Below are 13529 nucleotides of genomic sequence, written 5' to 3'. Positions count from 1 at the left end.
TTATTATTAACCGATCGTGTCAGCATGCTCGGCTAATAAAATATGAGAAGAGGGTTATTCTCTCTTCAAATGAGCTTTCTTACACTTTCTAAATCAAACAAAAGCATAATTAGCGCCGGAGTATAGCTATTACGCCTTGAACTTGGCTTTATCCAACTGATGTTTTTTTAGTTTGTCGTACAAGGTTTTGCGTGATACCTGTAATTCTAGTTGAACCTCTTTGAGTCTGCCGCGATGTCTTTGCAATGCATCGAATAACAAGCAATATTCAAAGTATTCTGTGCGCTGAGTCATACTCTGAATTTCAAGACTTTTCTCACTGTTCCAATCTTCCATTCTAAAAGTATCTGGCTTGAGGGCACGAAGTTCAGCAAATTGGCGTAGCTGCTTAACGTTTTCTGGCCATTCGAGACTGGTGAGGTGTTTGACCTCTTCTAGGCTGATATGTGGCGGCTGTAACTGATATCGGCTCGCGGTGTGGCGCACAAAGTGCTTGTATAAAGGCCCTATATCTTCCTTTCTCTCATCGAGCGTCGGTAAGTGAATTAGAGTCGCCAGGGATTTTAGAGGCGGCTCGGCTTGGGTGGTCGCGCCAAAAACACGTTCAAGTTTTGGGTGCTTGAATAAGTATTCCCATTGCTCAAATGATACATGCTCTGCGCTATGTAAGTACAAACTGCAGTGGCGTTTTCCTTCACTTAAGCGGTGTATGGCTTTGTCGAGCGCTTCTAATGAAAGCTCATAGAGGTCTTCACCAGAAGCGGCGATTAGCTCACTATCCGGTGTTGCATGTATGTCGTGGGCAAATTGTGCAGCGAGTCGCCGACCCGTACCATCTTGACCTACAAAAATGAGCTGCTGGCTTGTGGGCGCACTGATCAAGGCGCGACGAATACTAACCATGGCCTTACTGTGACCAATCATTTTCGGACCAACATGAGTTTGCATGTCGAGCTCTTTCTTAAGCCAGATGTTTTCTTGCAACAAGTTCAGTTTATCGCTGGCATTGTTGAGCGATTTCATGAGCTGTTCCGTTGAAAACGGTTTTTCTAGAAAGTCGTACGCGCCGCTTTTCATCGCATCTACCGCGGTTTTCACATCTCCATGTCCAGTAAGTACGATGAATTGAAAGTGATCGTTTTTGCTTCGCAAAGTTCGCATAAACTCCAAGCCATCCATCACGGGCATATGGATATCGGTAATGATAATCGCAGGTGTATTTGAGTCGATTACGCGTAAGGCTTCTACTGCGTTTGGTAAGCAGGTGACGTCTATCCCTTCAATCAGCAGGGCTTGAGACACGGCATCACGAATGTGTGGTTCGTCATCAACAAAGAAAACTGGGTTATTCATGGTCGTTTTCCACTTCTGGGGTACGTTTATTCTGATTGACTATTGGTAGCGTCACGATAAAGGTCATCCCTCCTGCTTGTTGTTCTGTGTTCTGATGTTTATAGGCACAGAGGGAGCCGTGATAGCTCTCTATAATCCGCTTGGAGATTGTTAAACCTAATCCAAGACCCTCCGGCTTAGTCGTAAAAAATGGGTCGAACACTTTTGCTAGGGCTTCGTCTGACATCCCTGGTCCGTTATCGGAAACAAGAATGTCGCAACTGTCATCATGACACTGAACAGCAATGGATATTTGCGGATCGATACAGTGGTTTTCCATCGCTTGTGCCGCGTTGTGGAAGAGATTGATCAGCACTTGTTCTAATTCAACGCTGTGAATGGCCAGCTTCACATCATAGTCGATGGCCGGAACTTTTAGTGTTACTCCTTGCTTAATAAGCTTGTTGCTCAAAATGCTGGTGGCAGTATGTACCGCGTCGTGCAGTACTGAGATTTCATTGTGTGAATCGTGCGTGGTTTTCCGAGTAAAGACTTTTAAGCGGGCAATGACTTCCGAAATGGTGTCATTAAGTGTCAGCATTTTGTCCAAATTGTCGGCGACCATTGGGTATTTTTCCATTGCCAACAAACGCTGCGAGTTTTCGGTATAGGTTCTTAGTGCGGAAAGTGGCTGATTTATCTCATGATTAATACTGGCTGATAGCTCGCCCAACAGTGCCAATTTCGCGGCTTGCGTCAGTTCTTGTTGTGTTTGTTTAAGCTCTTGTTGGCTTTGCTCATATTGGCGGATGGTCTGTTGTAGCTTTTGGTTGGCTTCACTCAGAACTAGTGTCCGTTGCACTACTTTTTCTTCTAGGCTCACATTGAGATGGGCAAGGCGTGCTTTGTTAACTAGGGTTTGGAACCACGCTAACGCAATTAGAGCAATGAGCGCATATAAGATCAGGAAGACGATATCGGCCTGTAAAACGGCGGCAAGAACGCTGTTGTGGTTAATTAAGGCAACGACGCGAAACCCTTTATCCAATAAGTGTGTTGCGTATGCGAGGTAATTCGGTGATAGAAGCAATTGATTGTCATCAAACTCCGTGACACCACTGTGTGCCGTTAACTCACCAAAATATTCGGGTAAGGTATCGCCATATTGACGCGTTTCGGTAAGTTCATTTATTGCACTCGATGACAGTGGGAAAAGTGCACGATAGCGCCAGTCTGGTAAATTGCTCATAAACACGACATTGTGTTTATCTGTAATGAGTACGTCAGTCGTGGTTTGCGAAAGGCGCTGTTCTAATTGCTCCAAATTCACTTTTACTGTGATCACGCCAACGACTTCCTCATTTACCCACAGCGGAGATGAGAAGAAGTACCCACGTTTATTCGAGCGAACGCCTAATCCAACGTATTGAGCGGGCTCACCGCGTCGCGCATTTTTAAAATAGGGGCGATAGCTAAAACTAGAGCCAACAAACGTATCTTCTTGCTGAAAGTTACTTGAGGCAATGACTAACCCGGTGCGGTCATGAACGTAAATCGTATCGGCCAAACTTTGCTTCAACCAATCTGCTAACAATAGGTTGAGCTCGTGAGAGGGCGTTCCGCGCTCTACTGCTTGGAGTAATCTCGGATCGTGACTTAATAGGTTTGGTATCTGTTCAAACTTTGCCAGCTCGTAGTCCACTTCTTGTGATACTTGCGCGGCTTGTCTCTCTAGCTTTTGTTGCCATTGATCATGTTGGTATTGAGTTGCGTAATGATGAGTAAGCGCAAGCCCTGAAATGCCAACGGCACACAGTAGCAGTAAAAAATGACGTAGGGCTTTGGGGTTGAGTAAGTTCACGATCGGCTCACTGGTTTTTTGTGTCATGGTATCAAATGAAGCACTGTGATGCTGTGAGCGGCAACGATAACAAGCACAATGATGTCCTTGTATTTCCTCAGTATCGGGAGCACAATCGACAAAAACGAGTGAAGGAGTAAAGATGGAACTTGCTGATATTCGTCGTGAGTACACCAAAGGTGGGCTGCGTCGTAAAGATTTGAAAGCTGATCCTATTGATCAATTTAATCTGTGGCTAGAGCAAGCAGTTGAAGCGGGTTTAACGGACCCGACAGCGATGACAGTTGCAACGGTTGATGAAAATGGCATGCCGTTTCAACGCATTGTTCTATTGAAAAACGTCGACAAAGATGGTTTTGTGTTTTACACCAACCTAGGCAGTCGCAAGGCCCAGCAGCTAGAGCATAACAGCAATATTAGTTTGCACTTCCCTTGGCATCCGTTAGAGCGCCAAGTTCATATTACTGGTGTGGCTGAAAAGCTTACCGCCGTAGAGAATATGAAATACTTTACTTCTCGTCCTAAAGAGAGCCAGTTGGCCGCAATCGCGAGCAAACAAAGTAGCCGTATTTCTGCCAGAGGTGTGTTGGAAGGTAAGTTTTTAGAGCTAAAACAGAAGTTTGCTAAGGGTGAAATACCAGTACCAACCTTTTGGGGTGGCTTTCGCGTAAAACCAAAGAGCATCGAATTTTGGCAAGGTGGCGAGCATCGCCTTCACGATCGTTTTCTTTTCTCCCAGCATGATGGAAGTTGGGACATTGATCGTTTAGCGCCATAGGCTTATGGTTCCTCATGAATAAACAAACACCGCCGAATTGGGGCGGTGTTTTTGTAGGTAGAAGCGATGCGAATTATCGCTCTCCATTCAACACAACCGATAATTGATGCTTAAGCAGCGTTTTGGGTACAACAGAGCCGTAGCCTGCTTCCATTGCTTTATCTATTAGCTCGTTCTTGCTGTTCGCTGCAAACTTATTACGTAAGCGTGCGACGTGACCTTCAACGGTTTTTGTTGATATGCCCATGACCTGAGAGATAAATTGAGGCTTTTTGCCATAGAGCAAGAGGAAAAGCGTTTCTTGCTCGCGGCATGTGAGCTTCTCTGGTTTTGGTTGTAAGTCAGAAAAACGAAAGATGGATTGTTGATTTGGGTTGGTACTGATTGCACGACAAACCCAATACCCGACTTCAATCACGGCGGTGTCGGTGAGTTCCCTTCCGTAGAAAATGGTGCCTACGATGTCGCCTTTGTCATTTCGCCACGGTGTTTTAGTAAATATATGTGCTCGCCAGCGGCCATCTGGATAAGGGTGGATATCCAGAATTTTTAGTGACTCGCCAGTTTCGAGAACGTGTTTATCTTGGCGTTGAAATTCTTGCGCGCATTCAGTGGTTGGGCTGGCCATATCAAAATCAGTTTTACCCAAGCACTCCTCGGGCGACGTGTGCCCTAACAGTTCTGCGTATTCCTGGTTTACGTATAGGAATACCGAATCTTTATCTTTGCATCCCCAACAACCTGGTAGCTGTTTAAGGAGGGATTGTTCTATGGTATCGACTGAAATATTCACAAAAGGACTCACTACATACTGCTTTTACCAATACAGAGACGTCCGTGTTACATGGCTCGTATTGATGTTGCCAAGTAGGCAGTTACGTTGCTAGAACACGTTCGTTGATTGGCGCTCAATCCAATTAAATTCATGGTGTTCGATGTTTTCGTCAGGTAGTCATAGACAACGACGAAATGGAACGAAGAGTTTAATTGGGAAAATGGTCTGTTTCATTACAGATATGTGCGCTCACGGATGTCCGCCAATGTTCGGCTTACAACTCGTATCGTCCTTGATCATGCTTCCTACAACTCAGTTGTAATGTGGTTGACGTTCATATCACTTGTGAGCGAAAGAGCAGCACCTAAGCATATGAGAGGGACAGTGAGACAAAAGCTATGATATCAGCTTATGCCATTGTTTTCATTGTTGAGAAGCGAAAAAAAAGCCAGCCTGAAGACGGGCTGGCAACACAAGATATAATCTTGTCGACGTGTAGAAGAGGTTCTAAATTACCTAGCGAGGGTCTGCTAAGTAAGTTAGAGGTATCAATGAGATACCGAGAGCTTTAGATCGTATGCATCTTAAAGCTCGATAACTAATGTATTGAATCAGAGGCATATTAGTAAGGGGGGAAATCCCTCTATGTTGAGCTTAAGAGTGGGTTTCGATCCGTTTCAGGGGCGACTTATCTAATATGGAGCACGGTGTTTTACAAAATAACAGATTGTTCGGTAATAAGGATCTTTACATTGATTGATTATGTATACGTAAGGTGTTGCCTATCTATCCGTTTTTGTTAATAAAATTGGTTGCTCACTGACCGTAAATTAACCTCGCATGATCATCGTTCCGGAACTATGATCATGTAAATGAACTTGATCATGCTGATTTGATCTTGTCGATTGAGTTGGGTAAAAGTTGCAACCCAACAAAGAAGGTATATGATGCGAAGACGTAAGCTGACCGTGTAAAGACGACTGTTTAAAATGAGTGACTCAGATAAACAAAAAATCCTTTCATATCAAGAGATTATGCTGCCAAAGCCGGCGGAGCTGATCACACTTCCGTCTTATATGGATTGCCACGATCATTCTTATACGCAGATCGTGATTGGTTTAAAAGGGCAAGCCGAATTTGAAGTGCGCGGGCGAGGTAATCTTGTCGGCCCTGGTCAAGGTTGTGTGGTTACCGCATGCTCTGATCATGCTTTCGGTGGCGTCATCAATCAATCGGATATTTTGGTGCTGAATATGCCCAAACCGACAAATGATGATCCTGAAATGCTTCAAAAAATCAATAACCTGGAGAGAGACCATGTCTACTTCCAGTTAGATAGTCAAATTCAGAAGCTGATACAGATGTTGGTTCAGGAAATGCGCAACCATCCGGATGACCTGCTGTTAAGTCGTGCGTGTAACGACACTGTGATTGCGTTAATGCAGCGCCATATCTCGGCATTTGAGACCAGTCGAAAAGAGTCGCGCTTTGATTTGGAGGCGATTGATCGTTACATTGAGCAGCACCTGAGTCATAAGATTAGTGTGGCTCAATTGGCCGGGCGAGTGTTTCTTGGGGAAAGTCAGTTCCATTGCTTGTTTAAAGAGCAGATGGGGATTACACCTCATCAATATGTTCTCGGAAAGCGAATCGACATGGCTCGCGAATTAATCGAGCAAGGTCACCTTTCTTTAGGGCAAATTGCCGAGTTTACTGGCTTCTCAAGCCAGAGTACTTTTACTCATACTTTTACTCGCTTACAGGGAATATCACCTTCCCGTTATAAAAAACAAGTTGGATAACAACGCGTTTTTTTAGGTTAAATAATCATCAATTAGAATAAAGCCATGCACTATGCATGGTTTTTTTATGTTTTATTCACGTGACCTATCTCTCGTTTTTTTAAATTCTCTGTTCTTTGCAGTGGTTGATATGCCACTTGATCCTACATTTTCTCTTAGAACGAGCTCTTCACAAAAATCTTATTGATATTCTTGATATTTTGTTGTGAATGCAATGAAAAAATTAAAATTTACAACACAAAATATTACCTATTTGAATGTGACTATGTGGATGTTTTGTTATAAAAGCGAGTTTTTGGCAAAAATGTCGTAGTTTTTGACAAGTATTCTTATCGGCCTCAAAATACACTGCCAGCCATTGATAATCCTCGAAGCGGTTTTCGAGGAGTGAGATTGAGGAACACACATGTTTACAGCTACGAACGTGTTGACACCGGAATTTATCGGGCAGCCGCTTGATAAGTTGTGGTCACTGATCTCGCCATTATATATGGTGGACGAGTCTCAATGGCTAGAGCAACTATTGCCACTAGCGACGCCGACAGAGGATGAAAAATCGGCGATCACTACCCAAACGACCCACCTTATCGAAGCCATTCGTGCCGATAAGAAGTCAATCCAGATGATTGATGCTTTATTGCTGGAATACAGCTTAGATACTCAAGAAGGTATCTTGCTGATGTGTCTTGCAGAAGCATTAATGCGCATCCCAGATGCCGCGACAGCAGATTCTTTGATTAAAGATAAGTTGAGTGTCGCAGACTGGAAATCTCACCTGAAAAACTCTGACTCTGTGTTTGTTAACGCATCAACATGGGGCCTTATGCTAACAGGTAAAGTGGTTGGTCTTGGTGAGCAAGGCACCCAGAGCCCAGGTCAGGCTGTAAACCGTCTGGTAAATAAATTCTCTGAGCCCGTGATTCGTAAAGCCATGTATCAGGCAATGAAGATAATGGGTCACCAGTTTGTTCGTGGTCGTACGATCGAAGAAGCGCAGAAGAACGGTCGCCCAATGCGCGACAAAGGTTTCACCTACTCGTTTGATATGTTGGGTGAGGCGGCGTTAACTACAGCGGACGCGAACAAGTACTTCAAAGATTACCTAATGGCGATCGAAGCGGTAGGTCGCGAGACTTACGGTAACGACACCAGCCCTGCGCCTTCGATTTCCATCAAGCTTTCTGCATTACACCCGCGCTACGAAGTCGCAAATGAAGAGCGTGTAATGACAGAGTTGTATGACTCACTAATGCAACTACTAAAACGTGCTATTGAAGTCGACGTTGCAATCACAATCGATGCAGAAGAAGCGGATCGCCTTGAGCTTTCTCTGAAGCTATTTGAGAAAGTGTACCGTAGCGATCTTGTGAAAGGTTGGGGCAAGTTTGGTTTGGTTATTCAAGCCTACTCAAAACGTGCGCTACCAGTCTTGGTGTGGCTAAATGCACTCGCAAAAGAGCAAGGTGACGTTATTCCTCTGCGTTTGGTTAAAGGCGCGTACTGGGACAGCGAAATCAAGTGGTCTCAACAAGCGGGTTATGCAAATTACCCAGTATACACTCGCAAAGAAGCGACGGACGTTGCATACCTAGCTTGTGCTCGTTTCCTACTTAGCGAAGGTGTTCGCGGTAATATCTACCCACAATTTGCAAGCCACAATGCTCACACGGTGACGGCAATTGCTGTCATGGCGGAGCACAAAGAATACGAGTTCCAGCGCCTGCATGGTATGGGTGATTCTCTGTATAACCATGTTATGAAAATGTACGGTCAGCCAGTACGTATTTATGCACCTGTCGGTAGCCATGCTGATCTTCTTCCGTACTTGGTTCGTCGTCTGCTTGAAAATGGTGCGAACAGCTCGTTTGTACACCGTCTAGTTGATGCGCGTTGTCCGATTTATGAGTTGACCCATCACCCTGTGGATGTGTTGACGGGTTTTGACACGCTACACAACGACAAAATTCCATTGCCTGCCGATATTTTCCCTGAGCGTAAGAACTCATATGGCGTCAACATTGATATCGACAGTGAGGCGAAGCCATTTGAAGCGCAGGTCGAAAGCTTCATGGACAACCAGTGGGTTGCAGGCCCGATGATCAATGGTGAACGCTTTGCCGAAAGCATGATCAAGGAAAATGCGGCTGAGATCATCACCGCACCGTACGATCGCCGAATTGAAGTCGGCAAAGTGGCATTTGCAACACTTGATCATGTTTCCTCTGCAATTGATGCGGCGCAAACTGCTTTCTCTGATTGGAAAGGTGTTCCTGTTGAGCAAAAAGCGGCTTGTTTAGAAAAGCTTGCTGACTTAATGGAAGAAAATCTGGCTGAGCTGGTGGCGATTTGTCACAAAGAAGCGGGCAAGACGATTCACGATAGTATTGATGAAGTTCGTGAAGCAGTGGATTTCTGTCGTTATTACGCGAAACAAGCGCAAAACCTACAGCCATTTGAGCTAGAAGGCTTTGACGGTGTGAAACGCATTTCTAGCCGTGAAGGTCTTGGTGTGTTTGTGTGTATCAGCCCTTGGAACTTCCCGTTGGCTATCTTCCTTGGTCAGGTAACGGCAGCACTGATTGCAGGTAACACTGTGGTTGCAAAACCTGCTGAGCAAACAAGCTTAATTGCCGCTCGCGCTATTGAATTAATGCTTGATGCGGGTTTCCCTGCTGGTGTGATTCAGTTACTTACTGGTCGCGGCGCTGAGATCGGTCATGCACTGACTTCTCATGATGCTATTGCTGGTGTGGCATTCACTGGCTCAACGGCAACGGCGCAACGCATTAACGTCACGCTCGCGGAGCGCAGCGCGAAACCGGTTCCGTTTATTGCGGAAACAGGTGGTCAAAACGCAATGATCGTGGACAGTACTGCATTGCCAGAGCAGGTGGTGCGTGATGTGATTCGTTCGGCGTTTGCATCTGCTGGTCAGCGTTGTTCTGCCCTTCGTGTTCTATTTGTACAAGAAGATGTAGCAGACCGTATGATCAACCTGATTCAAGGTGCGATGAATGAGCTGTATGTTGGTTTACCTTACCTACACAAAACGGATGTTGGTCCGGTTATCGACAGCAATGCAAAACAAAAACTCCTTGCTCACCTTGAGCAAATGAGCAAAACACAGACTAAAGTCGCTCAGCTACAGCTGGATGAATCGTGCCAGCATGGTGACTTTGTCTCACCAAGTGCGTTTGAAATCTCGGGCATCGATGTGCTGAAAGAAGAACAATTTGGTCCAATCTTGCACATTGTTCGCTTTAAAGCGTCTGAATTACCGAACGTGGTTGCGCAGATCAACAGAACGGGTTTTGGCTTGACGATGGGTATCCATAGCCGTAACGAAACCACGTACCGTTGGATTGAGAAACATGCACGAGTAGGTAACTGCTACATCAACCGAGACCAAGTTGGCGCTGTGGTTGGTGTACAGCCGTTTGGTGGTCAAGGCTTGTCGGGTACTGGCCCGAAAGCTGGTGGTCCACACTACCTATTCCGCTTTACTCAACATCTTCTTGCTCAAGCAGAAAACGCATAAGGAGTCGCATTATGGTTCATCAGATCACCTATTTTAAAGATGCATTCTCTGCGTGGGAGCAGTGGAATCTGACTGATTTTGATTACAAATGCGAGCATGTTCTGGCATTTAAATCTGCACTAGAAGGGCAGCAGTCTACCGTTGCCAAAGTGGTTTCTTACCACTTGCAACAAGCATCAGCTCTTCTTGCAGAAACTCACCAGTTAGTTGGCCCTACAGGGGAAACTAACGAACTGTATGCCGCAGGACGCGGTGTGGCTTTGGTGATTTGTGAAAACAACATCGAGCCTGCTGATAATGCGTTATACAGTGCTTTTGCGATGATCACCTGTGCCTTAATTGCAGGCAACAGTGTGGTCGTTTGCAGTGACAATGCAGAGCTAAACCAATTGGTTAAGCAAGCTGTAGCGTTGGCAAACTTCCCATCTAACTTAGTCCAGGTTGTTGCGTACGATGCGTCTGCCCCGTTGCTTGAGAGCGATGTACGTAGTGTGGGTTATGTTGGGCGTTCACAGGTTGAGCATGCGCTCAATCTTCAACTAGCTAAGCGTGACGGTGCAATCGTCGGCTTAGTTTCTGAAACGGATTTAGAGTCACCGAAATTGGCTCATGATCCTCATCTCTCGTTGCGCTTCATTACTGAGCGCACTCGAACGATAAATATTACCGCGGTGGGTGGTAACGCAACTCTACTCGAGTTGGGGAACGAAACTCACTAACCTGACTTGTAATGCCAATCTGGAGTAACTGGACTGAGAGCCGGTCCAGATTGGTTTTTTATACTCTGATGTATTGCTGAGACGGTAAAATATCAGGGCAGGCAAGGAAGGAAATAATTATAACGAGGACTATCTAATGATAGAAAATAGCTTTGCTATCACGTCCACTTTTGTGGCGTATTTACTGATTATGGTTGCTATTGGCGTTTACGCGTATAAGAGGACTTCCAATTCATCTGACTACTTCCTAGGTGGCCGTAGCCTAGGTCCGTGGCCTGCTGCATTATCTGCAGGTGCTTCAGACATGAGTGGTTGGTTGCTGCTAGGCTTGCCTGGCTATGCGTACGCTGCGGGTATCGAGGCCTTCTGGTTAGCCGGCGGTCTACTTCTTGGTACATGGGCAAACTGGCTCATCAGTGCAAAACGCCTCCGTACCTACAGTATCCAAACTGACGCGCTAACGTTGCCAGAGTTCCTGTCACGTCGCTTCAACGATAAGTCGAAACTGATTCAGACAATCTCTGCGTTTTTCATTCTTCTATTTTTCCTTTTCTACACCAGCTCAGGTTTGGTCGCAGGGGGCAAACTGTTTGAGACGGTATTCGGTCTAGATTATACCTACGCTGTTATCATCGGTACGGTGTGTGTCGTTTCTTACACACTATTCGGTGGTTTCCTAGCGGTATCTTGGACTGACTTAGTGCAAGGTCTTCTAATGGCGGCTGCGCTAATGATTGTTCCTATAGCGGTAATGGACGGTGGTTTAGGTCAGCTAAGTTCTGATCTACATGACATCAACCCAGAACTTGCAACGCTATGGAATGACGCGAAAGGCGAACCATTATCTGCGATTGCCATTATCTCTCTAGCGGCGTGGGGCCTTGGTTACTTTGGTCAGCCACACATCCTAGCGCGTTTTAAAGCGTCTCGTTCAAACAAAGATCTAACGACTGCACGTCGTATCGCAGTGATTTGGACGGCACTATCTATGGTTGGTGCAATGCTTGTTGGTCTTGTTGGTCTGGTTTGGGTTACGGGTCATCCGGGTACTCAACTAGAGGACGGTGAGAAGATCTTCATGCTATTGGTTAACGCAGTATTCCACCCTGTCGTTGCGGGTATGTTGTTAGCAGCAATCCTAGCGGCGGTAATGAGTACCGCTGACTCACAGCTCCTTGTTTCATCTTCAGCGCTTGCAGAAGATTTCTACAAGCAAGTATTCAAGCCAGAAGCGTCTTCTGAAGAAATCGTAATGATTGGTCGTATCGGTGTTATCGTTATTTCGCTTGTTGCGCTATTCCTAGCGATGACGCCTGATAGCTCAGTACTCGGTCTTGTATCTTACGCTTGGGCTGGTTTTGGTGCGGCATTTGGTCCTGCGGTTGTACTTAGCCTTTACTGGAGCGGTATGAACCGTAACGGCGCGTTAGCAGGTATTCTTGTTGGTGGTATCACTATCGTAGTTTGGAAGCAGCTAACTGGCGGTTGGTTTGATGTGTACGAAATCGTACCGGGCATCATCTTCTCTACGCTTGCCATCATTGTGGTAAGTAAAGCAACGGGTGGTGCTGCGCAAGACGTGTTAGACCAACACCAGTCGTTCGAGAAAAAACTGGTTGAACTAGACTAGTAACTTCCCGTATATGAACACAAAGCCCGCTATTTTAGCGGGCTTTGTTTTATCTGAAACTTAATTAACGTTAATGGTGGTAGCTTGAGATCAGAGCTTAGCATTGCTCGGTTAGATTGGAGTGTTAGTCGCGACGAATTTTGGAGTAAATAACGGTGTTACTCAACTCTCCCGATGTAGTCAGACGTTCGTTTCTGAGCTCTCCTTCGAACTCATAACCACAGCGCTCGGCTACAGCCCGGCTCTTTTGGTTGGTGCTATCAGCATGAATTGCGACTCTCTTGGCGCCCAAGTCATCAAACGCATAGCGCTCAACTTCGAGCACAGCCTCGGCAACATAACCATTGCCAACGGCAGCATTATCTAACCAATAACCTATCTCAAAGGATGGTACGTCGGGATCTCGAATCATCAGGCCGACCGCACCCAGTAAGCGATCGCTTTCCTTTTCAATCATGTAGTAACGCAGCTCTTCTTCGAAGTTTTCAAAGTTTGCGATGGCTTTCTCTGTCCCTTCTATCATCGCTTCTAATGTCAGCACATGAGGCACCCACGGCAGATAGACTTCGAGAGTTTTTTGGCTACGAACGACAGCTTGATGCGCCTCTTCGGCTCGTTCTAAACAAGCAGGGATGAGTTTGAGACGTTTCGTTTCCATGCCGACTCTCCTATGGGTGAAAAATGAACGGAAAATCATTTAAACAGATGTACTTAGAATGATCTAGTCAACGCCGTCATATTATTCACTTGGTTTGCCAGAGAGAAACTGAGAGAATCGAACCGTTATCAAACCAACTAGGTTCATTATGAAACTTTTAGTAAGAAACTTGGCTCGTCACATGACCGAGCAAGATATCCGCAAATTATTCTCAGCGTACGGCAAAGTAGAACTGTGTTCGCTAGTGCTTGATCAAGACACGGGTTTGTCGAAAGGCTTCGGTTTTGTCATCATGCCGGACGAAGCAGAAGCCATTTCTGCTCTTGAAGCACTGAATTTGACGAACGTAGAAAAAAGCAAAATTCGCGTGAAAGTCGCACAAGACTAATACAGAGAAAAGCCAGCGTTATTGCTGGCTTTTTTGTCTTTCTATTTA

10 protein-coding genes are annotated in these 13529 nt (G+C 45.6%); 6 read left to right on the top strand and 4 right to left on the bottom strand.

All coding sequences use genetic code 11. From position 1 onward, the window contains the following. Nucleotides 1-129: 129 nt before the first annotated feature. Nucleotides 130-1353, bottom strand: a complete 1224-nt coding sequence (locus R7Q48_RS05835) for a sigma-54-dependent transcriptional regulator (protein WP_213906625.1) — start codon at nucleotides 1351-1353, stop codon at nucleotides 130-132. Then, nucleotides 1346-3220, bottom strand: a complete 1875-nt coding sequence (locus tag R7Q48_RS05830) for a sensor histidine kinase (protein ID WP_170889918.1) — start codon at nucleotides 3218-3220, stop codon at nucleotides 1346-1348. The genes R7Q48_RS05835 and R7Q48_RS05830 overlap by 8 nt, the downstream gene beginning before the upstream one ends. Nucleotides 3221-3335: 115 nt before the next feature. Between R7Q48_RS05830 and pdxH the strand changes: the two genes are divergently transcribed. Continuing rightward, nucleotides 3336-3971, top strand: coding sequence for a pyridoxamine 5'-phosphate oxidase (pdxH, locus tag R7Q48_RS05825; protein WP_005374570.1), 636 nt, complete (start codon nucleotides 3336-3338; stop codon nucleotides 3969-3971). A gap of 73 nt (nucleotides 3972-4044) precedes the next feature. Here the strand turns inward: pdxH and R7Q48_RS05820 are convergent, their stop codons facing one another. After that, on the bottom strand, nucleotides 4045-4764 hold the full coding sequence (locus tag R7Q48_RS05820) for a PAS domain-containing protein (RefSeq protein WP_256903091.1): 720 nt from the start codon (nucleotides 4762-4764) through the stop codon (nucleotides 4045-4047). 971 nt (nucleotides 4765-5735) lie between these two features. Here R7Q48_RS05820 and R7Q48_RS05815 point away from each other — a divergent pair. The 4 genes from R7Q48_RS05815 to putP all read left to right on the top strand — a co-directional run bounded on the left by R7Q48_RS05815 (nucleotide 5736) and on the right by putP (nucleotide 12435). Further along, nucleotides 5736-6548 (top strand): AraC family transcriptional regulator, encoded by an 813-nt coding sequence (locus R7Q48_RS05815; protein WP_213906627.1) that lies wholly within the window; start codon nucleotides 5736-5738, stop codon nucleotides 6546-6548. Between the two features lie 406 nt (nucleotides 6549-6954). Next, entirely contained in the window at nucleotides 6955-10086 is a 3132-nt protein-coding gene (putA, locus tag R7Q48_RS05810; RefSeq protein WP_213891009.1) for a bifunctional proline dehydrogenase/L-glutamate gamma-semialdehyde dehydrogenase PutA, read from the top strand. 11 nt (nucleotides 10087-10097) lie between these two features. Further along, entirely contained in the window at nucleotides 10098-10805 is a 708-nt protein-coding gene (locus tag R7Q48_RS05805; protein WP_005383557.1) for a 1-pyrroline-5-carboxylate dehydrogenase, read from the top strand. 136 nt (nucleotides 10806-10941) lie between these two features. Next, complete coding sequence (gene putP, locus R7Q48_RS05800) at nucleotides 10942-12435, top strand: sodium/proline symporter PutP (RefSeq protein WP_005374582.1); 1494 nt, start codon at nucleotides 10942-10944, stop codon at nucleotides 12433-12435. A 124-nt stretch (nucleotides 12436-12559) separates the two neighbouring features. Here the strand turns inward: putP and R7Q48_RS05795 are convergent, their stop codons facing one another. Further along, entirely contained in the window at nucleotides 12560-13093 is a 534-nt protein-coding gene (locus R7Q48_RS05795) for a GNAT family N-acetyltransferase (RefSeq protein WP_213866655.1), read from the bottom strand. A 148-nt stretch (nucleotides 13094-13241) separates the two neighbouring features. On the opposite strand from R7Q48_RS05795, the gene R7Q48_RS05790 reads away from it, so the two are divergent. Then, nucleotides 13242-13481, top strand: coding sequence for an RNA recognition motif domain-containing protein (locus R7Q48_RS05790; protein ID WP_005374587.1), 240 nt, complete (start codon nucleotides 13242-13244; stop codon nucleotides 13479-13481). Nucleotides 13482-13529: the final 48 nt, after the last annotated feature.

Source organism: Vibrio sp. 378, from assembly GCF_033339435.1.
The sequence above is the reverse complement of the archived record's forward strand: the minus strand, read 5'-3'. Positions and strand labels throughout refer to the sequence as shown.